Genomic DNA, 22,190 nt, shown 5'->3' on the forward strand with positions numbered 1-22,190 from the left:
GCTGGGCCTAGGTTATTTTTACTCATTTAGCGTATTAAAAACGCATTGTTACACCAAGCTTGTAACGTGCTTCACCTTCAAAACTCCACACTGGGAAGTCATTCAGTAAATCAGGGTTTGGTAATGAGGTAGATGCATCATTGTTACCCAACTGAACGCTGTCTTCCTCTGTTAGGTTAATACCTTCGAAAGTAACATCTAAGTAATCAGTTACAGAGTATGTTGCACTGAAATCTAGCTGTCCGTAGTCTTGATGCTCGCGGTTACCGTACCAACCTGGTGCTTCACGAATAATAAACTCTGAACGCCAGTTATATGCTAAACGGGCAGAGAAATCATCATTTTCATAAAAACCAACTACGTTATAGCTGTTTTTCGATGAATCAGAGAATACCCCAACACGGTCTGGGTAGTTTTCTGCTGGTGCTTTCGCATCTGAATAGGTGTAGTTAAATGAATAACCAAAGCCGTTATCGAATGAATCTTGAATTTGGAACTCAATACCTTCGATTGAACCACCCGTACCATTTGTTGATGAGCTTACTGTCCAACAGTCATATTGCTGAGCACCACACGGTGGCTCGCCGGCATCTGGGTTAGTCGTATAAACTGGGATGTCGATACCAATTTGTTGGTTTGTTTGTTGTTGGGTAGAAATAAATGAGCTTACTTCTTTAGTGAAGTATGTGACGCTTAACATAGCATCGTCATCAAAATACCATTCAACACCAATGTCTGCTTGGAACGCTTTAAATGGACTTAAACCTACATTACCCGTATTTAACACTTCATTTAAAGGACGGTTATCTGTATAACCCGCTAGATTACGCGTTGCAAATAAATCTGCGTAATTAGGGCGAGAGATAACTTGTGCTGCTGAGGTACGTAAGATTAAGTCGTCAGCTAAGTCCATAACCACGTTTAAGCTTGGTAAGAACTCACTGTAATCGGCTTTGTCTGTAGATAACGTCGAGTCGTAAACACCTTCATCACTTAAATCATAGTAATCTGACGAAATATCAGTTGATATATAACGAACACCTAAATTACCGCGAATACCACCGGTGTCAAAATCAGCCATCGCATATAAAGCAAAATTTTCTTCTTCTATGGTGCCGTATGCTTGTGGACGCGCTGTATAACCTTCTGTCATTGCTAATGAATCAGCAATCATTAGATCCATATCAGGTTCAGGTATTACAAAACCACCACCCGCAGTCACAGTACCTGGGTAGTATTCATTAGCATTACGTACAGGTACTAAATCGGCATTCACATTAGCTGCATTACCATCTTGTACAACTTTGTGATCGGCATATCTTAAGCCCGTTTTAATTGCGGTAATAACACCAAGCTCAACAGGAATTTCAAAGTCTAAATTTAAGTAACTTTCTTCATCTGAATCAGGGTTGTATTCAGGCGCCCAAGTTTGTGGGCTGATGGTATCAGGTAAAATGCTAGCATCGTATGATTGGTTAGCTAAATTAAATCTAGTCACGTCGCCAGTCATATCAATAGACCCATTTAAGTCGCTATTGTTATTTGCAAACATACCATAGTTTGCCGTTGTTACATCACTGTCTGCGCTTGTTTTACCTACACGACCTTTAAAGGTGAATAACTCTGAGTCATATTTCCAATCTAAGTCAATAGTATCAGACTTCATGCTTGCTTTACGCGCCCATGTTTGGAAAAAAGCCGTGCCATTGCCGTCGATATTACGCGAAACACAGTTACCTGAGGCGTTCGTTTGTTCACATGAACCATCACCTGGGAATATAATGATTTGCGAGTTAGCATTGTTAGCATCTAGCTCTAAACTTGTATAAGTTAGACCTAAAACTAGCGAATCTGATGGCTGATATTGCATAGCTACGTTATACGCAGTACGCTCACGAGCTTGCTGGAAGGTTGTGGGTGCCATACCGCCACTCCAACCACCTGACGATTCAATACCGTTACGTTGATAATCTACTTCTGATAATGAACCCGCAGCTAAGATACCAAATGTTTCACCATCATTTTTCCAGCTGTACAAGCCTGAAAGCTCAGGATCTGTCTCTTCAGATACTGTACCGTAATCAGCTTTAACACTAGCAAATACAGTGTTTGCATCTAAATCTAGCGGTTTACGAGTTTTAACAATTACAGTACCGCCGATACCACCTTCAACTAGATTAGCTTGAGATGATTTATAAACTTCTAAGCCACCTACTAATTCAGAAGGTAGTAATGAATAATTAAAGCTACGATCAACCGCTTGTTGATCGAACCAGCTAGTTGAGGCAACAGTATGACCGTCAAGTAATGTGCGTGTTAATTGTGCTGATGCACCACGGATAGATACTTGCTGACCCTGTCCAAATTGACGAGATACACTGACACCAGAAATACGACCAAGAGATTCACCTACATCGCCATCAGGAAACTTACCAACGTCTTCAGCTGTTACAACATCAACAACGGCATTTGAAAAACGCTTGCCGTTTAAGTTTTCTTTATTTGAAGCGCGAATACCCGTAACTTGGATTACTTCAACATCTTCTTGAACTTTAGTTTCATCGGCTGCGAATGCAGCACCAGTGAACCCGGCTCCCATTACTAAGCCGATATTTACTGCTAATAAGCTTTTTTTAAAATTTTTAGCTAACACAGGATTCCCCTTGAATCATTTTGTTGGTTTTTGTTTATCATTTTGCCTACCGCCATGACAGCGCTGTCATAGTAGTAACAAACCATACATGCAAAATTACAATTTTGCTACATTTTTCCGCTCTTTTTGTACGAAAAATAGCCAATTCAACATTAAGCAAATGATTTTAAAGAAATTAATTATTGCATGAAAAAGCCGAATTAAATTTATTTAATTCGCTCACATTTCCAGCATGTACTTGAAGCATTTTTAAATTGATTTTGTTTAAAACGACGTGGTGAGTAGGAATTTTCAAACCGTAAAACATGCTTGTGAGTTAGTGTTTAATAAATTTAACCATTTGATTTTTTGGCTATAAGTAAAATTTATTCAGTATTTACAACCGGTGTAAAAGCCTATTTTATACTGCTAATTGTGGAGGCAATACTCAGCATTTCATCTTTATCTCTGCGCTGCTTTGTTTAATTCAGCAAAGAGTAAAACAGATCAGCAATAAAAAAGGTCAGTAGCAAAAGCGACTGACCTTTCATTAAACCATCAATACAAAGAGGTTTAGCGCACATCTAATTTATATTAAAATTAAGGCGCCCAATACACTTCAATGTTGATCTCAGGGTGATTTAATACCGCACGTAACGGCATGTCATTCACATCGCCCCCCGCTAAAGCTTGTTTATAAACAGCCAACTTTTCATCGCCACTAATTAGCAATTTAACCACTTTAGATTGTGCAATCGCATTTAACGTTAAGCTCATGCGCTCAGTAATACTGCCTGTTACGTCACTTTGTATCGCGTTGATAGCGCACACAAGTTGGCTTGAATCTAAGCCGTTTTTCAGGCCTTGTGCATGTGGGAATAATGACGCGGTGTGGCCATCTGGGCCCATGCCTAAAATAGTCACATCAAAAGGACGTTTTAATGCTTGAAACTGCGCTTCACAGGCATCAACCCCTTGCTCTGCAGTGGCTGCTGTATTTTTCATGCTAATAAAATTAGCCGCTGCACCATGGTTTTGTAACAAAGTACGCTTGATGAATGCTTCATTACTCTTTTCATGACTTGCCTCAACCCAGCGCTCATCAACCATAGCAACATCAATGTTTGCCCAGTTTAAATCAAGGGTCGATAAATGTTTATAAGCCGGCTCAGGTGAAGAACCGCCTGAAACCATTAATACTGCACGGCCATCACGTTCAATACCATCACGTAAAGCATGCTCTAACGACTGAGATAATTCATCAGTCAGCGCAGCTTTATCGTCAAAAAACTTTTCTACTATTGTTGCCATCACTTATGCCTTATCGCCAGTATTAAACCAAACATGATTATTCTCTGCTAATAATTCATCTGCATCTTCAGGGCCCCAACTACCGGCTCTATACAGTGCTGGTTTGCCTTTCTCTTGCCAACGTTCAATTATTGGATCAATCCACTTCCATGCTTGGCGTACTTCATCACGATGAATAAATAATGATGGATTATTCGCTGCAGCATCAAGCATTAAACGTTTGTAAGCATCTGAGTGAAAGCCATTACTATATGCTTGCGACAGCTCAATATTCATCGTTACAGGTTCAAGTTGCATGTCTAAATTATCTAAACGCTTCGACATCAGCGTTAATTGAATGCTTTCTTGTGGTTGTAAACGGATCACCAAACGGTTTGGCTCGATATTACCTACGCTGTCCTCATACACGTTATGAGATACTTTTTTATATTCAACCACAATTTCAGCGCAGCGCTTTGCCATACGTTTACCGGTACGCAGGTAAAAAGGCACACCGGCCCAACGCCAATTATCAATGTGCGCACGAATAGCCACGAAGGTTTCAGTTTTACTTGCCCCTTCGTTTAGCTCTTCTAAGTAACCTGGGACTATTTTACCGTTTAAATCACCCGGTACGTATTGCCCACGAATAATATTGTCATCAACATCGCTGCCCTCTAATGGGCGTAATGCTTCTAATACTTTTAACTTTTCATTGCGAATACTATTGGCTTTAAGTTTATGCGGTGACTCCATTGCGACTAAGCAAAGTAGCTGTAACAAGTGGTTTTGCACCATGTCACGCAAAGCACCGGCTTTATCATAAAAACCAGCGCGGCTCTCAAGCCCTACCGTTTCTGATAAGCTAATTTGGATGTTATCAATCGATTTAGCATCCCACATGTTTTCAAATAATGAATTTGAAAAACGCAATGCCATTAAGTTTTGAACGGTTTCTTTACCTAGGTAGTGGTCAATACGGAAGATTTGATCTTCGTCGAAGTACTGTGCAATTTTCGCATTAATAACTTCTGCAGACTCGCCACAATAGCCAATTGGTTTTTCTACAACAACACGTGAATTGGCTGTTATTAATTTTTTAGTAGATAGAATTTCACAACAAGTGCCATACACAGCTGGCGGAAGAGATAAGTAAAACACACGAGATTTATCGCTGTCGTCTTCATCAAGAATCTTTTTCAGTACATCCCAGTTATCATCCGCTTCGGTAACATTACTCACTACAGGCACTAAAAACGCTGAGAACGATTTCCAATCCTTAGCGTTATACTCGCCTTCGCTTAAAAATTCTTGTAATGCTTTGTGTGCGGTATCAATGTATTCATCACATTTACTTTGTTCGCGCACGGTAGGCAAAATACGTGAGCCTTGCGGTAAGTTACCTTCTTGATATGCTCGATACATTGCAGGAAGTAATTTGCGTAACGCAAGATCACCACCGCCCCCAAAAATTATAATATCAAAAGGATTAAGCATAGTTACTCTCTACGTTTATGCTACCTGCCACTACCGTATTGGTAATCAGTTATAGCGGTTTATTATCTGGATATGCAGGCCTTAGCACAAAGCCTACTAATGTTGTTCGTTATATGCGCCATAAAAAATGGGTCTAGGGACACTGTAATTCCTCTCACAAAAATACAGGCCCTAGGACTCCAGCGCTACCCGTTCAAAGGTATTTGGTTACTTATTGTGCAATAAGTGAATGTGTTACTGCGTACGGTGTTGTTTGTAGTACGCCATCAAGCCCTGTGTTGAGCTGTCGTGCTCATTAACCACGTTATCGTCGGTTAATTCAGCTTCAATTTTAGAGGCTAAACCTTTACCAAGCTCAACGCCCCACTGATCAAATGAACATATTTGTAAAAGAATACCGTGGCAAAAAATCTTATGTTCATACAGTGCAATTAAACGACCCACCGCTTTTGCATCAACCGTGTCTAATAATATAGACGTTGTTGGGCGGTTTCCTTGATGAATTTTATGCTTTAGTAGCATTTCAATTTGCGCAGGCGTTTTGCCTTTGGCTGTTAAATCAGCGGTTATCTGCTGCGCATCTACCCCGTTCATTAATGCTTCGGTTTGTGCAAAAAAGTTCGATAATAAAATATTGTGATGCTTATCAACGTTAACCTGTGGTTTTACAGAGCCAATAAAGTCCGCAGGGACAATTACATTGCCTTGGTGCAAACATTGATAAAACGCATGCTGGCCATTTATTCCCGTCATGCCCCAAATAATAGGCACGGTAGTGTAAGGTACGGTTTGCCCATCAAAAGTGACGTGCTTACCGTTACTTTCCATTTCACCTTGTTGTAAATACGCAGGCAACATATGCAATGCTTGGTCGTAAGGTAAAATAGCTTGCGAATCAAACCCTAAAAAGCTGGTATTCCATACACTCAACAGCGCCATAATTAAAGGAATATTCTGCTCAAGCGGTGCCGACTTAAAGTGCTCGTCAACTTCAAACGCCCCTTCTAAAATAGCTTCAAATGCTTCAAAGCCGGCATAAAGTGCAATAGGTAAACCAATGGCACTCCAAAGTGAAAAACGACCGCCAACCCAATCCCACATGGTAAATACGTTTTCGTCACTAATACCAAATGCCGCGGTTTTTTCTAAATTGGTGCTTACTGCCACAAAATGCTTTGCTATGGCGCTTTTATCTTTGGCGCTATTTAAAAACCAATCAACCGCTGTTTTTGAGTTGGTCATGGTTTCTGAGGTAGTAAAGGTTTTTGACGAAATAACAAATAACGTTGTTTCAGGGTCAACTTTATTCAATACTGACGCAATTTGTACGCCATCAGCATTAGAAACATAATGAACGCTTAACGGCTTATCAACCACTGCTTTAAGTGCTTCAGTCGCCGTTTGAGGGCCTAGGTTTGACCCCCCTACTCCAATACTCACTACATCTTTCACCGCTTTACCGGTGTAACCTAACCACTGCCCGCTGCGTACTTTTTCAACAAAGGTTTTAATTTTAGCAAGTTCGCTATCGACCGCCTCAGTAATATTTTCACCGTCAACAATAAGCGGTGTATGGGCGCGATTTCTAAGTGCGGTATGCAATACGGCACGGTCTTCGGTGATATTTATTTTCTCACCGGCAAACATTTTTTCACGCCACGCTTCAATATCACACTCTTTAGCTAATGAGATTAATTGAGCGAAAACTTTCTCATCAATACGTTGTTTTGAATAATCAAACAATACACCAGGAATGTGAGTAGAAAATTGAGAAAAACGAGAATCGTCTTGTGCAAATAAAGTTTTCAGATGTGTTTGTGCCATCTTTTGTGCACTATTTTCTAGTGCTTGCCAACTTACTAACTCAGAACGGCTCGCCATGTAAACATCCCCTAATTTATTAATCTATTGATTTAAAGCGCTTTATTTAATTTTTTACGACGCAAAATAACCGAATTTTGTAAAAAGCAAAGCCCAATATTATAGCTTAAAAAGTCTAATTTGCGTTATTTTTATAAGCTTCGATGCAGATAATAGCGCAATTTTTTGCTTTTGACACCGGTATCATAAAATTAAAAATTGAATTTAACAACTGATCAGCCCTTCTCTTTAATGAAGATTTTATTAATTTCTAACTGATCCAAATTAAAGCGAGCAAAAAAAAGGCCGACAAATGTCGGCCTTTCCTCTAAATAAATAATTAACCGGTTAACGCTAAACCACCCGATAAGTTATAAACACTGCTGTAACCAAGCTCAGTCAAATTTGCTGCCGCAATTTTTGAACGGTTACCACTGCGACACACTAAAATATACTGGTTGTTTTTGTCCAATTGGCCTTGCGTAAGTGCATGAGCCATTCGACTTAAAGGAATATTTAAGGTTTTAGCTATGGGTACGTTTAGCAATGCGCTTAAATTATTAGCGCCGTGTTCATAAGGTTCTCGGGTATCAATTAAATACGCATTGCCCTCTACCAGTATTTCTTTTGCTTGGTTAAAACTTAATTGCGAAGTTTCTACAGCAGGCTTAGCATTAACATAACCACAGAGCGTGTTGGCTTGTGTGTGTTGTTGTAAATCTGCTTGCTGTTTTTGTGCGGCAAATTCAGCGTCATCAATATCACCTTTAATTAGCTTTTGTAACAATGGCGTTTGCTGCTGTTGAACAGCCCAGTTCATTGCAAAGCACTGTTGGTAATCATGCCCTGAACACACCACACTTTGCGGATTCAGCTCTGCTGCTAAAATCGTCAAAGAATGCGCCATTTTCATTGCATCCCCGCCATCAAGCGCGGTATTTCCAAGCCCTGCAGGTAAAATTAAATCACCGCAAAAGCAATACTGAACATCTCCATTATTCGCTTTTAATAAATAACTCACGCTATCTTGGCTATGCCCGGGTGTGGCTAGCTTTTCGAGTACGTGAGTGGTTAATTGCAATTTGTCGCTATTAGTTGGCCAGCCTAATTTATCAACCTCTCCAGCGACTAAGTATTCTTTAAGTGCGCTGCGCATTAAATCAAGTGCGCAGTGACGTTCTTGATGCTCATGCGTATTTAAAATAGCGGTAATAGTTAAATTTTGCGTAGTTACTATTTTTTCAAAGCGAGGGATCAGTTCAATAATCGGATCGATAATAAATGCATGTTGATCATCTGTTACATACAACCAACTACATGCACCTTGGTGTCTAAATTGGGTAAGCCCTAAAGCACATACTTCTTGCAAAGGAAAACTGCTATCAGAAATCACTAAACAGTTAGCTTGTAATACCGTTTTAAGCGCTCTAATTTGTTCACATGCATCATCTATTTGCGCCATCGTAGCAGCAGGGCCAAATGATAAACGAATAGCGTTTTCACTTTGCCACTGTGAGGCTCCCATCGCATCAAGCACAAAGCTCTGCGTAGCTCCCGTGCTGCATGCAGAGCCACCGCTGACCCTAATACCTGCAGCGTCAAACAAATCAATAACTTCTTTACTAGTTAAATCGTTAACCGCAAAATTAAGCGTTGTGGGCACAGAGCAGGCAAAGTCATGATTAAAGGTAATACTTCCAAAAGTATCAACTAAGGCGCTATGCAGTTTATCCCGATACAAGTTAAGTACATCTATTGATTTAAAAGTCTCGTCTTGTTTATCTAGCAGCAAACTAAACAGCTTATTGAGCCCAGCTATACCGGGGAGATTTTCTGTACCAGAGCGCATGCCACTTTCTTGGCCGCCACCGGCTATAAAAGGCGTGTATGGGCTGCCTTGACGAATATACAATAAACCTATGCCTTTAGGTGCATAAAGTTTATGCCCTGAAAAAGGCGCATAATCAATCGTTGTTTCACTTAGGTTGAGCTGTTGTTTGCCAAGCGCTTGTACACAATCAACCATCCAAGTGACTTGGCTATTACGACTACGAATCACCTTTTCTATGGCGCTTAAATCTTGGTAAACACCGGTTTCATTATTAACGGCCATCGTGCAAATCATCAAAGCGTCATCAATATGTTGAGCAATAAAGTCTAAATCTAAAATACCATCACGATTAACCGGAATAGCAATAATGTCAGCGTTAATCTCAAGCACTGTATTCCAATGCTTTAGCGTATTAGGCACCGCTTTATGTTCGGTTGCCCCATACAATAAAACGGGATTTGGCTTTGTATGGTGTTTTGCATTAATGAGCGTCGATACGATGGCGGTTTGAATCCCCTCAGTGGCACCCGAGGTGAATAAAATATCACCTTGCTGCGCGCCAATGACGGTACGGGCTTTTTGCCTAGTTTGTTCTAATAAGTGTTTAGCTTGAATACCGGTTATATGAGGACTTGAGGGATTACCAAAACAAATTTGCATAGCATGGCACACCACCTCTGCAATACATGGCAATACAGGTGTGGTCGCATTTGCATCGAGATAAACTTGAGCTTTGGGTTCATCTGGCAATAAAAACTCTGACATTAAAAACGCACCTTATTACTAAAAAATATATCTTATTCCCAATAGTACATAGTTTTGACAGGAATGAGTAATAATCTTTCGTAATTAAAGTGCGTTTACTATACCTTTTAGTTACCGAGCTCTTGCGCGAGTTCTTCGTGTTTGGATGACCAAGCATTAATAAGTGCTTTGACTAATGATGCTAATGGAATGGCAAAAAACACTCCCCAAAAACCCCATAGCCCACCAAAAAATAGCACCGCAACAATAATAAATACCGGATTTAAATCAACCGCTTCAGAGAACAATAAAGGCACCAATACGTTGCCATCGAGCGCTTGAATAATGCCGTATATAATTAAAACGGTCCAAAATTGAGTTTCTAAACCAAACTGAAACAGCGCTACTGCGGCCACTGGTATAGTTACTAACGCTGCGCCCACAAACGGAATAAGCACCGAAAAGCCTACGAGAACGCCTAAAAGCGCGGCGTACCGTAAGTCCAGTATGGTAAAAGCAATAAACGACACAGAACCAACAATTAAAATTTCAAATACTTTGCCACGAATATAATTCATGATTTGCTGATTCATTTCATGCCACACTTGTAAAATTAAGCGGCGTTGGCGTGGGATCATTTTAGCAATGCTGGCACTGAGCTCTACTTTATCTTTGAGCATAAAAAACACCAGTAGCGGTACCAAAATAAGGTAAATTAACCATGCTACAGCGTCTTTTAATGAATTAAGCGACGCAGACAATACCACTTGGCCAAAGTCGAGAACTTTGGTTTCAACGGTTACTACAATCGATTGTACTTGCTCTGCGCTAATAAGGCTGGGGTATTTATCAGGCAGATCGAGTAAAAACGATTTACCTTGTTCGACCATATGCGGTGTTTCTTGGACTAGGTTACTGCTTTGCTGCCAAAGCACAGGGCCTATAACCAATATTAAAGTGAGCATAATGCCAATAAATATCAGCATTACTATGCTGGTGGCAGTAAAACGCTTAAGGCCAAACCGTTCTAAGTGAACCACAGGCCAATCTAATAAATAAGCTATGATCAGTGCCACTAACACAGGCACAATTAATGGGCCAAAAAAATACAACATGGCAACCAGTGCCAACAATAAAAAAAGTAAAGTGACTGAATCAGGATCAGAAAACTTTTTTTCATACCATGCTTTTACATATTCAAACACGTAACGGCTCCACTAATAACAACCCCTGTTGTTTATTTAACTTGTAATAATACGCTTTTTTTTGCAAATATCGTTCAATATCATCAGTGTTTTGTTCTTGTGAGATATTAAAGGTAATTGCTTGTTTTAACGATATTGCATCACGCAGCCCTAATTTAAACTGAATAAATTGCTGTGGGCATTTATAAGCGCGTAAATTTAGCTCTAGCATACTCGTTTCGCTACCTATTCACATTAATAATAAGTCCTATAACAGGGCCAATTGAGATTAACCGCAGTTAAATTTAACTTTTTCTTAAAACAACCTCTGCAATGGTTTATCCTTATAACATCGTTAGCTATCAGGATACGTTAATGCCTAATTCGCATAATAAAGCGCAATTGCCTAGCAATCCAACTCTCAAAGAAATTAATTGGTTTAAAAAGCAAATTAATTGGGGGGAGCTGCCGCATTTTTATCATTTAGTGGCTTCGTCGGTAAGTGAATGTGAAAGTATTTTAGATCACGGATTTGATAATGCCATTAAGCGTATTATCGACAAACGCAATTGGAATTTAGAAGCGCTGGGAATAGACCCCAACGAGCTTTATGAAAAAGAAAGCAATAACAAACCACGAATTTCACTGCATCAAGTGTTTACCGAGCGTGGTTTTGAATTACAAGCCTTCCCTTTTTCTAATGATACCGCCATCGATAGGTACGCACGACATGATGAATCGATGGAGTTTAGGTTATGGGATCCATTGACTATGAAAACCGTTATTCGCATTAATCAATTACATAAATTTATTGGCTTTTACTTAGACCAAGGTGATGAGGCAGATAAAGCGCTTATATTACATTCTCACAAAGTGGTTCATAAAATTATTGCTTTTTTACAAACTCAATTGAACATTGTTAAGGTTGATGGGGTCACAATAAAGGCGTTTTATCAACTATGTGAAAAGGACAGCCGTTTATACACAGATGATCCTTCAAGTGCTAGTGCCCCTGATAAAAAATAAACAAGGAATATAATGCAGCTAAAATCAGCCTTTATCACTTTATGCAGTGCAGCGCTTACGTTTAGCCTACTGATAAGTGAGCCGTTAAAGGCACAAACCAATCTTCAACTGCCCGACTTAGGCACTTCAGCCTTACAAGCATTGCCAATTGAAAAAGAAAAAGCGATTGGTGAAGTGATGATGATGCAGATCAGAGGCTCATCGCCTTTGATTAACGATCCGGTGCTTGATGAATACCTAACAACCTTAGGTAGAAAGTTAGTTGCTAACGCCAATGATGTGCGTTTTGGGTTTTCATTCTTTTGGTTAAATAATCCCGAAATCAATGCATTTGCATTTTATGGCGGCCATGTTGGTGTACACACCGGATTAATAGCCCAAGCCGATAACGAGAGTCAATTTGCATCGGTTCTTGGCCATGAAATTGCACACGTTACACAGCGCCACTTAGCAAGGCGCATTCAGCAGCAGCAAGATAATAGCGGGCTTACCATTGCAGGCATGATTGCTGGTATTTTAGCCGCGGTTGTAGCCCCTGATGCCGGTATGGCTATTATTTCAGCCAGCCAAACACAATCAGCTTTCAGTCAGCTGACACATAGCCGTTCTGCCGAGCAAGAAGCAGACAGAATGGGCATGCAAACCCTCAACAACGCAGGGTTTGATGCCAGAGCATCAAGTGAATTTTTAACTAAACTTGCCGCACAAATTCGTTATAAATATAAACCACCGGCGTTTTTACTCACTCACCCTCTTCCTGAAAGTCGTGTGTCAGATGTTCGCCTTCGCGCCGAGCAATACCCTAAACGCCAGGTAAGCTCGAGCCTTGATTTTGACTTAGCAAAAAGCCGAGTCCTAGCGCGTTACGATAACAAACCCGAAAACGCAGAAGCCTTATTTAGAAAGTTAATGCGCGAAAACACCTATAACAACGTAGCATTACAGTACGGCTTAGCTATTAGTTTGCTTGATCAAAAAAAGACGGATGAAGCACAGCCTATACTTGATAAGTTACTAGCAGACGATCCTAAAAACTTATTTTATATTGATACCAAAACAGATTTACTCATTGCACAAAAAAAAGCCGCAGAGGCTGTTAGTTACTTAAGCGAGCTAAATAATTATCGGCCAAATAACCAAGTGATCACCTTAAATTACGCCAACGCGGCACTAGAGGCTGAGCAATATGAGTTAGCTGAAAATATATTAAAGTCGTTTTTACTGGAAAAACCCGATCACAGTTTAGGCAAACAGCTTTTAACTGACGCCTACAAAAAACAAGAAAAATTGGCGGCCTACCATGAAGCCAATGCCGATGTATTATCTCAGTATGGTGCGTATTTAAAAGCGGCCGATGAAATACAAAAAGCGCTTAATTTTGTAGAGCCAAGTGAAAATGTTAAGCAACAGCGCTTAAAAGCGTTACTCACACAGTATCGGTTATTGCAAAAAGAGCTTGCGAGGCTTTAAGTCTTTAGTGAGTTCACCTAAAATAGCCACAATTTATACTTTGGATGTATTTTTATGTCAGTTACTATTTATCATAATCCGCGTTGTTCAAAATCACGCGAAACCCTTAACCTATTACAAAGTAAAAACATTGAACCGAGTGTTGTTGAATACTTAAAAACACCCCTTTCTCATGAGCAAATTAGTACCTTAGTTTCTCAACTTGGGTTTAATTCGGCACGAGATTTGATGCGCATCAAAGAAGAGCAGTACAAAGCGCTTAATTTAAAAGATGAAAACAGCGAGTCAGTGCTTATTGATGCCATGGTCAATCACCCAAAACTAATTGAGCGCCCTATTGTAGTAAATAACAATAAAGCCGCCCTAGGTCGCCCGCCTGAAAACGTATTAAGCGTTCTATAATGAGCACAACCATCGTGGTGCTGTATCACTCAAGCCATGGCTCAGTAGAGGCTATGGCGCATGAGATTGCAGAGTCAATAGAGCAACAAGGCGCAACCGCATTACTGCGTACTTTTGTGGCCAAAAACCCGCATGACATTGTGATCAGTAAAGATGATTTAGTTGCCTGCGACGGGCTTGCATTTGGTACGCCGACCCGCTTTGGCATGATGGCCTCACAAGCAAAAACGTTTTGGGAAACCACCAGCGATCTTTGGCTCAAAGGCCAACTTATTGATAAACCTGCCTGTGTGTTTTCATCATCAAGCAGTATGCATGGTGGCAATGAAGCAACCCTACTCAATTTGTCATTGCCTTTGTTACACCATGGGATGATGTTGATGGGCGTACCTTACGATGTACCTGAGTTGCTCGGCACCGAAACAGGAGGAACACCTTATGGCGCCTCTCACGTTGCAGGTAGCAATAACAGCTCAACCCTGAGTAAGGATGAAATTAAAATATGTCAAAGCGTAGGAAAACGCCTGACTCAAGTTGCGAGTAAACTTAAATGATTCAAGCAAGCGAGCCTGCTAAAAAACCGATTACCATTAAATTTCAGCGCCTAGCCTTATTTGGTTATATTGGTCTGCTTATTTTAATGCCGTTATGGATGTTTGTATTAGCCCCTAGAGACGGCCACAGTAACACCTTTCTTTTCTTAGTGTATGTATTGCCACTATTACTGCCATTAAAAGGCATATTACAAGATAAAACCTACACCTATGCGTGGGCTAATTTTATTGTTATGTTTTACTTTATTCATGGCTTTACATTGCTGTGGGTCGCACAAGATGAGCTTATATGGGTATTGCTTGAGTTATTATTTGCCTCATCTATGTTTATTGGCTGTACTTATTATGCGCGCCATAGAGGGCAAGAACTTGGGCTTAAAATTCGAAAGCTTAAAGATGAGCTCGCTGAAGAAAAAGCCGCACACGAGCACGATAAAAACAATCCGTAATAAATACCCTACAATGCAAAAACGCGCTAATTAGCGCGTTTTTTTGTAGCAAAACATTAACTTTTAAACTAACTCGCTTAAAGCTGCCAGCCCCACAATACAGGCTAAACCTAGTTGTGCAACAAGACTAAAAACAGACATCATTCGTATTAAAAACAATCCCCATGGGTGTTTTACATGCGGATACAATGAGCAACGCTTTAAGTTAGTTGCAAAGAAAAAACACACCACCGCCGTCATGGTCATAAAAAGAGTAAGCTCACTTTTTATAGTGATGTTTTCATCAAAAAAGAAAAATAACTGTAGCGGTAAAAATAAAGCCACAACCGCATGTAGCACATGCACCTTTTTAATTCGCTCTAGCTGCCCCTCTGGCGATAACTCTTTAATACCAAAGTCACGCTCAAGGCACTTAACTAAGTTGCTGGCTTTTATACTAACCGCTAATCGGTAACAACTTAACCCCTCGTTATTTCGCGCTCTAAAGTCATACCCTGCTTTGAGCAGTAAAATCATTAACGATTCGTTTTTACTTATCACCGCGTAATGCAGCGCCGTATTACCTTGGCCGTCTACCGCTTTTTTATCTTGGTACTGCAGGAGTGTTTCTACTACATTTACGTAGCCTTTTTCTGCCGCCCACATAAATGCTGTTTTATTATCTTCATCGGTTAAGGTGCCCGTGGCGCCTTGCTCAATAAAGCGCATTGCCATGGTTTGCTTAGCTTTTTTCTTGTTTAAATGCGCAAGTAAGGCATTTTCTAAAAGCACAATAGAGTCAACATCAGGAGACACCTGAGTTAACAAAGTAAAGTAATCTTTGCCAGCAGCCACTTTTTCGCTGGTCAGCTCTGCTAAGTGGTCAATATCAGCAATCGACTGGGGAATATGCGCACTTAAACGCTCTCTAAAATCGACCTCTTTCCAAATAGCTAAGGTATCTGCAGCAGAGAGCTTTGCACCTTGCTCTAGCGCATGCTCTATCAGAGTAAAAAAGCGTTTACTAAAAAATAAGCTAATTAAAGAAAGTGGCGTTTCAATGTTATTTTGTGCCGACACACTTGCATACTTTTCAAGTCGCTGACACAGCATTAGCACAATATTTTCTATGCTGTAATCATTGGCAAAATAATGCTCTTTCAGTGCAGCAATATACTCTTGTGCGTTTTCATCATATTCAGAAATATGCTGAAAATAACACTCTTCAAATGGCTCTAAGGGGGTTAACCAGGTTAAATAATAAATTGGGGGTAAAACAGTAGTGCATACACCATTATCTTCTTCAGTAGAGCGACAGGCGGGCCAAGCTTCTAAAGCATCTAAAATGAAGGCACCGTTTTGTTCAACCAGCCCTTTGACCAGTAACGGGTATTCCTTTGGCCAAATTAGTACATTTTCCATTAAAACAACACAACTCCAGTGTAGCTCGGGTGAGTAGTCAGTTATAACAGTATTTAGCTGACACCACGCTTAATCAAAGAAGCCAATATTCTACCACAGCTAGGTAGCCAAGCTAGCGTAAACTCATGCAATATAGGCCAAAATACAAAAGCAGCTAACGACATACGTCATTAGCTGCTTTTAGGTTGGAGCTGTTAATTGCAAAAGTACTAACTTTGCTGAAGTTCTGCTGTGACTTGGTCTAATCCCACATCAGAAATACGTTGAATGATCTCTTTTTGCTTAGCACTGAGCAACGAAATTCCCTCTGCAACAATATCGTATACCTTCCACTGATTGTTATTACCTAAACGCAATTTAAAGTGCAAATCAATGGTTGGCTTATTCGGTTCAATAATTTGCGTTTTAACCGTAGCAAATTTAGAGTCGCTTGCAGCAGCGTCTTGCTCAAATATTACATCCTGCCCTGTGTACTTCATAAGCGCACCGGCATAAGTCCCTGTTAAGTAATGCTCTACAGCATTAATAAACGCAACACCTTGGTCGCGGTTAATACCTTTAATATGCTTACCTAATAATTTAAAAGACACAAACTTAACATCAATATGTGGCATTAAACGCTGCTGAACAATTAACGACATGGCTTCTTTGCTGGCATCGCCTTTGGCATTTACCTGTCCAATATCGTTAAATAATGATTCTGCTACAGTTTGCAATAACTGCTTAGGTGATGGCTGCGTTTGTGCATACAAAGCGCTACTGAAAAAAACAGCAATAACCACTAAAAGCTTTATAAGTTTCATAAAAAATGCATAGTTTAAATAATTAATTTAAGCGTAATTTACGCAAATAACAGGCAATAAAAAAGGCATAAATAAGCAACTTATTAATGCCCAATTGGCACCAATTGAATTAATTAAATAAATTCAATTGGTTAAATAAATCAGTTAACAAGCCATATACAAGCGGCTTTTTGTCCTCATTGAAAACACCAATTCACCGCCCTTATTATCCCTTTACTATTTTGACTTAAACCCTAGTTGGCCGTTATGAAAACCTCATACAACAGACTTTTAGTTCTTGTTTTTACCCTGTTTATATTGGCTACCAAAGCCGCTTATGCATCCTCTAACCATGGTTATGCCGTCGATCTTTTAAAAGGAGAAGGCAATGTAACAGGGGCAAAGCTTGCGTATCAATATCACCCTCAAGGAATGCAAAACTTTGTCGGCGATGCTCGTTTTTATTTAGAAAGCAGCGTTAACGTGTGGCAATACCGCCATGATCAACAATCACAATCCAACGTAGTCTTGGCTGTGTCACCGGTGGTGCAATTTCCAGCATTTAGTGTATACAACACCCCCTTTTATGTAGAGGCTGGCATTGGTTTTTCATTACTTGATGAGCGCTATTTTGCTGGTAAAAACCTAAGTACTCACTATCAGTTTGAAGATAGGATAGGCCTAGTGGCAGATTTTGGTGAAACTAATGTAGCGCTGCGAATTATTCACTATTCAAACGCCGGGTTTAAAGCGCCAAACCCAGGCATTAACTTTTTAACGTTATCGGTGGCACAACGGTTTTAATTGCTTATTTACAGCCCTAGAGAGGATTGCAGCTTTTATTTAAAGTGGTCATAATTATCGCTTAATAAAAAATAAGAGCATCGCAATGCAAATTTGGCAAATCGTACTCGTTATCGTGATTGTACTGGCTATTGTTATCGGCAATTTAGTACTGCTGCGTTTAAGTGCAAAAAGCGAGTTTAAACCCTCAGCACCACGCTCATCTGCGCAAAGCAAAGAAACAAAAAAGCCCTGAATAATCAGGGCTTTTTTTCGTTTAAATGATTGTTCTAGCCAACTAACCAGTGTGCCATTAAGGCAATAACTGGCAAGGTTACTAAAGTTCTGAGAATAAAAATAACAAATAACTCAAAAATATTAACCGGTATTTTACTACCTAATAAAAGTGCGCCCACTTCAGACATATAAATAAGTTGCGTTACACTCATTGCCGCAATAATAAAACGTGTTACATCGCTTTCAATTGAGCCTGCGGCTAAAATAGACGGAATAAACATATCTGCAAATCCCACCATAATCGTTTGCGCCGCCATTTCGGCTTCAGGTATTTGTAGTAATTCTAAAAATGGAATAAACGGCATACCTAAATATTGAAATATTGGCGTGTACTCAGCAATAATTAAAGCAAATGTACCCACAGCCATTACCACAGGTAATACTGCAAACACCATATCAAATGCGTTGTGTAAGCCCTCTTCAATTGTGCCTTTTAAGCCTGGTGCTTTTTCTGCTTTAGTTAATGCAACATCAAGTGAATGCTTAAATAATGTTTTGCCTTCAGGAACCAATTCAGCGTTTCCATCGGGCTCTTCACCATCAATAAGCACGTCCTTTTTAAAACGCAGTGGCGGTAAACGCGGAACAATTATCGCAGCCACTACACCCGCTAAACACACGGTTAGGTAAAAAGGTGCAAATAAATATTCAAGCTTTACTTGGCCAATAACAACCAAACAAAAGGTAATTGATACAGCAGAGAAAGTGGTACCAATAATCGCAGCTTCACGTTGAGTGTAGTATTTATCTTCATACTGGCGTGCAGTCATCAAAATACCGACACTGCCATCACCTAACCACGAAGCAACACAGTTAACTGCACTGCGCCCCGGCACCCCAAACAATGGACGCATTACTTTAGTAAGTAAGGTACCCACCAGCTCAAGTAAACCAAAATTAAGTAATAACGGCAGTAACAAGCCCGCTAAAATAAACACCGAAAACAACACCGGTAGTAAATCTTTTAATACTAATAAACCGGTATTTTCTGAGGTAATAGCATGCGGCCCAACTTGAAAATAAGTTAAAAGCACAAACGCCATACCAAATAACCGTGTTACTAACCAAATCCAACTCACATTAAACAAATGATTTAATAAGCGAAATTTGGTTAAGCTTTTCGGTTTAAACACACTAAATATCAACGACATAACGCCAGTAATACAAATAATTGTCGCTATTAGCCCTAGTGCTATTTCACTAAATAAGGCTTGAATTGCTTTTGCCATTACCGCAATAGGGATCGTCATTATTTCGCCAGACGGTACTGGCGTCATGAACAAAAAAACACCGATTAAAGAAGGAATTAAAAAAACCAACCATACTTTCAAATCATAACTTTTTTGGACTGGTGCTGGGCGTGATGAATCTAACTGAGACATATTTTCAACCTGTAAAAACCACAAAAAGAGCTAAGTGCTCTTTTTGTGGGAAGTATTTATATTTATTAAATTTTAATACCGCGCTTGATTAACGCCGCTTCTAATGCTTGTTGTAACCCATTCATTGTACCTGGTTCAAGCGTTTCGCCTTTGTCATCCATCCACGTTAGACTGGTGCCACCTTGTTTGGTTTTGCTAACCAAAATTTGGTATTGACCTTCATCAATTGGAAGCTCTGTTGGTTCATCGCCCCAAATTGAATCCCACACACTGCTTTCTACTTTCGCATAATCTGCTGTAATTAAACCTGTCTCTTGGTTTACTTCAACAATTGTGAACGACAAACGCTCTAAAAATCCAGAAAAGCGATCGAATACGGTGTCATACGTTTGCTCAGTAACAAGTGCGGCATTGCCTTTGTTATCAAACCCGAGTTCTAACGAGATGATCCCTTGACGCTTACGCATATCAACTTCAAGCTGACGGTAGCGGTAATCAAACTCGCTCACTACTTGGTTAAGCGCACGCACTTCAAGCTGTTGTTTTAATAAATCAGTTAGCGGCTTATCACCTTTAAAATCAATAAGCTCAGCGGTTAAAGACGCTGTGCGTTGGTGTTCTTTTTCTTCAATGGTAAATTTAAAACGCTCTAAATCAACGCTTTCATCATTGCCCCATAACCAGCTTTCTTCAGGCTTTACAATAGCGTACCAATCGGTTACGAGTGTTCCTTGCGTTTTATCTTGCTGTGTTGCGTTAATGTTATTATCAGCAAGCACCGCTTGAATCGAATCCCAAATGAACACATCTAAATCTTCAATGCCGTCATTTTTATCAAAATAAATACGCGCTTGTTTATCTGCTTCCTCAACCCAACTGCCTTTAGCAATGGTTAAAACTTGCGCCGGCGGACGATAGTTTGTTGCCTCCGGATTATTATCATATTGACCCACATCCATTTTATAAACAGGATCTTGAGCGGGTTGAGATAACGATGCAGGCGCTTTAACCGGCTCATGGGCGCGGTAATTACGCTCATTATGAGCATCACTTGTAAATACACTACACCCTGACAAACTTACCAATACACTTACTGCTAGTGCTTTTGGGATCCAATACTGCACAGATAATTCTCCTTAGCATACCCTTAATTGTTTTAACAAATATATGAGTGGGTAATGCCGATTTGGTTCAATGTAAAATCAATATTAACTTTACATTTATAATTTGCTTGCCTAACTGCATTCAGCCTATGAGATAACAAACGGACTAGGCTACAAATAGACACATTTTTGCTATGGTACTTTCACAAGCTTGTAAAAACAAGAAACACTGCACTATTAACCGCCTAAAATTAACCGCTGCTATAGTTTAACGCGGGTTTTGTGTTAAACTTTGCCGCCGTGCAACGCTACGTGTTTATTTTTTTGTTGCCAAGTCGGTTGTTTTCATCCAAGTAACTTAGGTACTTTAAAACCCATGACTGCATTTTCAAATCATCAAATTGTTTTAACCGCAATTGGCGAGGATAGATCGGGCATCGTCAGTGAACTTACGCAACTCGTAAGCGATTGCCACTGTAATATTATAGATAGCCGTATTGCAATTTTAGGCAACGAATTCACCTTTATTATGCTACTTAGCGGTGATATGTCAGCCATTAGCCGCATAGAGCATACATTACCGACCAAAGGCATGGAGCTTGGACTGCTCACTATGATGAAGCGTACTTCAAGCCATAATCAAAGCGAGTTTTGTGCAGGCTATACCTTAGAATATACCGGCATAGACACCCCTGGCACATTAAGTAAAGTAACGCGTTTTTTTGCAGATAATAATATTAATATTTGCTCATTAAAATCAGACACCTACGAAGAGGAAACTGAGCTTAAAATGCGCTGTGAACTTGAATTTAATATTCCCGTTGACGTTGATATTGACCAATTTAAAATTAGTTTTGAAAACCTTTCGCACGTTTTAAACGTAGATTACATCTTTCGACGTATTCGCTAAGGAGTTTAGCATGAACAAAATTACCCCATTACAAAGTGGCGACACAGCACCGGCTTTTAGCTTACAAAACCAAAATGACGAAACCGTCGTGCTCAGCGAGTTATTAAAAGAAAAACAAGTACTGGTATACTTTTATCCTAAGGCGTCAACGCCTGGCTGTACCGTACAAGCCGAAAACCTGCGTGACCAACAAGCCGAGCTTGCTAAATTTAACACCCATGTTGTTGGCATAAGCCCAGATCCGATTAAGCGTCTTAAAAACTTTGAAACAAAAAAAGAGCTTAACTTTGACCTACTTTCAGATGAAGATCATGCCATTGCTGAGGCATTTGGGGTGTGGGGCTATAAAAAGTTTATGGGCAAAGAGTACGACGGTATCCACCGCCTCACTTTCTTAGTAGGCCAAGACGGTAAAATTAAACACTTGTTTGATAAATTCAAAACCAAAGATCATCACCAAGTGGTGTTGGACTATTTAGCCGCTGAATAAAGGCTAAAGGCTAAAGGCTAAAGGCTAAAGGCTAAAGGCTAAAGGCTAAAGGCTAAAGGCTAAAGGCTAAAGGCTAAACAAGATAAAAATAAAAGCGTTGCTC

Annotated in this window: 20 protein-coding genes; 9 read left to right on the forward strand and 11 right to left on the reverse strand. The window is 39.9% G+C overall.

Going from position 1 to position 22,190, the window contains the following annotated elements; translation table 11 throughout:
- Positions 1–34 precede the first annotated feature (34 nt).
- The 7 genes from QL984_RS06585 to QL984_RS06615 all read right to left on the reverse strand — a co-directional run bounded on the left by QL984_RS06585 (position 35) and on the right by QL984_RS06615 (position 11,270).
- Positions 35–2,653 carry a TonB-dependent receptor gene (locus QL984_RS06585; RefSeq protein WP_033104402.1) on the reverse strand — a complete coding sequence of 873 codons (2,619 nt, stop codon included), beginning with the start codon at positions 2,651–2,653 and terminating at the stop codon, positions 35–37.
- 579 nt (positions 2,654–3,232) lie between these two features.
- The gene (pgl, locus tag QL984_RS06590) at positions 3,233–3,943 is read right to left on the reverse strand and encodes a 6-phosphogluconolactonase (RefSeq protein WP_013465246.1); all 711 of its coding nucleotides are present in this window, start codon (positions 3,941–3,943) and stop codon (positions 3,233–3,235) included.
- Positions 3,944–3,946: 3 nt separating this feature from the next.
- Positions 3,947–5,419, reverse strand: a complete 1,473-nt coding sequence (gene zwf, locus QL984_RS06595; RefSeq protein ID WP_013465247.1) for a glucose-6-phosphate dehydrogenase — start codon at positions 5,417–5,419, stop codon at positions 3,947–3,949.
- A 234-nt stretch (positions 5,420–5,653) separates the two neighbouring features.
- The gene (pgi, locus tag QL984_RS06600; protein WP_036954292.1) at positions 5,654–7,300 is read right to left on the reverse strand and encodes a glucose-6-phosphate isomerase; all 1,647 of its coding nucleotides are present in this window, start codon (positions 7,298–7,300) and stop codon (positions 5,654–5,656) included.
- Positions 7,301–7,619: 319 nt separating this feature from the next.
- Positions 7,620–9,875, reverse strand: a complete 2,256-nt coding sequence (locus QL984_RS06605; RefSeq protein WP_036954289.1) for an aminotransferase class V-fold PLP-dependent enzyme — start codon at positions 9,873–9,875, stop codon at positions 7,620–7,622.
- Between the two features lie 107 nt (positions 9,876–9,982).
- Positions 9,983–11,059 (reverse strand): AI-2E family transporter, encoded by a 1,077-nt coding sequence (locus QL984_RS06610; protein ID WP_016900418.1) that lies wholly within the window; start codon positions 11,057–11,059, stop codon positions 9,983–9,985.
- A complete protein-coding gene (locus QL984_RS06615) occupies positions 11,052–11,270 on the reverse strand; it encodes a hypothetical protein (RefSeq protein WP_013465251.1) in 219 nt (72 codons plus the stop codon). Before QL984_RS06615 ends, QL984_RS06610 begins: the two co-directional genes overlap by 8 nt.
- Before the next feature lie 143 nt (positions 11,271–11,413).
- Here QL984_RS06615 and QL984_RS06620 point away from each other — a divergent pair, with 143 nt between their 5' ends.
- Genes QL984_RS06620 through QL984_RS06640 form a run of 5 tightly spaced genes read left to right on the forward strand, consistent with a single transcriptional unit; the run spans position 11,414 to position 14,939 of the window.
- Positions 11,414–12,064 carry a hypothetical protein gene (locus QL984_RS06620; RefSeq protein ID WP_016900419.1) on the forward strand — a complete coding sequence of 217 codons (651 nt, stop codon included), beginning with the start codon at positions 11,414–11,416 and terminating at the stop codon, positions 12,062–12,064.
- Between the two features lie 12 nt (positions 12,065–12,076).
- Positions 12,077–13,534 carry a M48 family metalloprotease gene (locus QL984_RS06625; RefSeq protein WP_013465253.1) on the forward strand — a complete coding sequence of 486 codons (1,458 nt, stop codon included), beginning with the start codon at positions 12,077–12,079 and terminating at the stop codon, positions 13,532–13,534.
- 54 nt (positions 13,535–13,588) lie between these two features.
- The gene (arsC, locus tag QL984_RS06630; protein ID WP_013465254.1) at positions 13,589–13,936 is read left to right on the forward strand and encodes an arsenate reductase (glutaredoxin); all 348 of its coding nucleotides are present in this window, start codon (positions 13,589–13,591) and stop codon (positions 13,934–13,936) included.
- On the forward strand, positions 13,936–14,490 hold the full coding sequence (wrbA, locus tag QL984_RS06635) for an NAD(P)H:quinone oxidoreductase (RefSeq protein WP_013465255.1): 555 nt from the start codon (positions 13,936–13,938) through the stop codon (positions 14,488–14,490). The genes arsC and wrbA overlap by 1 nt, the downstream gene beginning before the upstream one ends.
- Positions 14,487–14,939 carry a DUF2069 domain-containing protein gene (locus QL984_RS06640; protein ID WP_013465256.1) on the forward strand — a complete coding sequence of 151 codons (453 nt, stop codon included), beginning with the start codon at positions 14,487–14,489 and terminating at the stop codon, positions 14,937–14,939. Before wrbA ends, QL984_RS06640 begins: the two co-directional genes overlap by 4 nt.
- Positions 14,940–15,002: 63 nt before the next feature.
- On the opposite strand, the gene QL984_RS06645 is transcribed toward QL984_RS06640, so the two are convergent.
- Together QL984_RS06645 and QL984_RS06650 are read right to left on the reverse strand one after the other, a co-directional pair.
- Entirely contained in the window at positions 15,003–16,340 is a 1,338-nt protein-coding gene (locus tag QL984_RS06645; protein WP_138764059.1) for an ankyrin repeat domain-containing protein, read from the reverse strand.
- Between the two features lie 209 nt (positions 16,341–16,549).
- Positions 16,550–17,143: an ABC transporter substrate-binding protein gene (locus QL984_RS06650; RefSeq protein ID WP_013465258.1), complete on the reverse strand. Its 594-nt coding sequence runs from the start codon at positions 17,141–17,143 to the stop codon at positions 16,550–16,552.
- A 246-nt stretch (positions 17,144–17,389) separates the two neighbouring features.
- Here QL984_RS06650 and QL984_RS06655 point away from each other — a divergent pair, with 246 nt between their 5' ends.
- Positions 17,390–17,926, forward strand: a complete 537-nt coding sequence (locus tag QL984_RS06655) for an acyloxyacyl hydrolase (RefSeq protein ID WP_036954276.1) — start codon at positions 17,390–17,392, stop codon at positions 17,924–17,926.
- A gap of 85 nt (positions 17,927–18,011) precedes the next feature.
- On the forward strand, positions 18,012–18,161 hold the full coding sequence (locus QL984_RS06660) for a DUF2897 family protein (protein ID WP_076916055.1): 150 nt from the start codon (positions 18,012–18,014) through the stop codon (positions 18,159–18,161).
- 34 nt (positions 18,162–18,195) lie between these two features.
- Here QL984_RS06660 and QL984_RS06665 read toward each other — a convergent pair whose 3' ends face one another.
- On the reverse strand, positions 18,196–19,584 hold the full coding sequence (locus tag QL984_RS06665; RefSeq protein ID WP_024601116.1) for a YjiH family protein: 1,389 nt from the start codon (positions 19,582–19,584) through the stop codon (positions 18,196–18,198).
- 65 nt (positions 19,585–19,649) lie between these two features.
- A complete protein-coding gene (gene bamC / locus QL984_RS06670) occupies positions 19,650–20,708 on the reverse strand; it encodes an outer membrane protein assembly factor BamC (protein ID WP_033104412.1) in 1,059 nt (352 codons plus the stop codon).
- 355 nt (positions 20,709–21,063) lie between these two features.
- Here bamC and QL984_RS06675 point away from each other — a divergent pair, with 355 nt between their 5' ends.
- Both QL984_RS06675 and bcp read left to right on the forward strand, forming a co-directional pair.
- Entirely contained in the window at positions 21,064–21,597 is a 534-nt protein-coding gene (locus tag QL984_RS06675) for an ACT domain-containing protein (protein ID WP_013465263.1), read from the forward strand.
- A 10-nt stretch (positions 21,598–21,607) separates the two neighbouring features.
- Complete coding sequence (gene bcp, locus QL984_RS06680; protein WP_024601114.1) at positions 21,608–22,087, forward strand: thioredoxin-dependent thiol peroxidase; 480 nt, start codon at positions 21,608–21,610, stop codon at positions 22,085–22,087.
- Positions 22,088–22,190: the final 103 nt, after the last annotated feature.

The organism is Pseudoalteromonas sp. APC 3495, from assembly GCF_030407645.1.
Taxonomy (GTDB): domain Bacteria; phylum Pseudomonadota; class Gammaproteobacteria; order Enterobacterales; family Alteromonadaceae; genus Pseudoalteromonas; species Pseudoalteromonas tetraodonis.

Bases quoted from the DNA above. Each gene is read 5' to 3' on its own strand.
- pgl (WP_013465246.1), bottom strand. From the start codon at position 3,943: ATGGCAACAATAGTAGAAAAGTTTTTTGACGATAAAGCTGCGCTGACT.
- zwf (WP_013465247.1), bottom strand. From the start codon at position 5,419: ATGCTTAATCCTTTTGATATTATAATTTTTGGGGGCGGTGGTGATCTT.
- pgi (WP_036954292.1), bottom strand. From the start codon at position 7,300: ATGGCGAGCCGTTCTGAGTTAGTAAGTTGGCAAGCACTAGAAAATAGT.
- QL984_RS06605 (WP_036954289.1), bottom strand. From the start codon at position 9,875: ATGTCAGAGTTTTTATTGCCAGATGAACCCAAAGCTCAAGTTTATCTC.
- QL984_RS06615 (WP_013465251.1), bottom strand. From the start codon at position 11,270: ATGCTAGAGCTAAATTTACGCGCTTATAAATGCCCACAGCAATTTATT.
- QL984_RS06620 (WP_016900419.1), top strand. From the start codon at position 11,414: ATGCCTAATTCGCATAATAAAGCGCAATTGCCTAGCAATCCAACTCTC.
- QL984_RS06625 (WP_013465253.1), top strand. From the start codon at position 12,077: ATGCAGCTAAAATCAGCCTTTATCACTTTATGCAGTGCAGCGCTTACG.
- arsC (WP_013465254.1), top strand. From the start codon at position 13,589: ATGTCAGTTACTATTTATCATAATCCGCGTTGTTCAAAATCACGCGAA.
- wrbA (WP_013465255.1), top strand. From the start codon at position 13,936: ATGAGCACAACCATCGTGGTGCTGTATCACTCAAGCCATGGCTCAGTA.
- QL984_RS06640 (WP_013465256.1), top strand. From the start codon at position 14,487: ATGATTCAAGCAAGCGAGCCTGCTAAAAAACCGATTACCATTAAATTT.
- QL984_RS06645 (WP_138764059.1), bottom strand. From the start codon at position 16,340: ATGGAAAATGTACTAATTTGGCCAAAGGAATACCCGTTACTGGTCAAA.
- QL984_RS06650 (WP_013465258.1), bottom strand. From the start codon at position 17,143: ATGAAACTTATAAAGCTTTTAGTGGTTATTGCTGTTTTTTTCAGTAGC.
- QL984_RS06655 (WP_036954276.1), top strand. From the start codon at position 17,390: ATGAAAACCTCATACAACAGACTTTTAGTTCTTGTTTTTACCCTGTTT.
- QL984_RS06660 (WP_076916055.1), top strand. From the start codon at position 18,012: ATGCAAATTTGGCAAATCGTACTCGTTATCGTGATTGTACTGGCTATT.
- QL984_RS06665 (WP_024601116.1), bottom strand. From the start codon at position 19,584: ATGTCTCAGTTAGATTCATCACGCCCAGCACCAGTCCAAAAAAGTTAT.
- QL984_RS06675 (WP_013465263.1), top strand. From the start codon at position 21,064: ATGACTGCATTTTCAAATCATCAAATTGTTTTAACCGCAATTGGCGAG.
- bcp (WP_024601114.1), top strand. From the start codon at position 21,608: ATGAACAAAATTACCCCATTACAAAGTGGCGACACAGCACCGGCTTTT.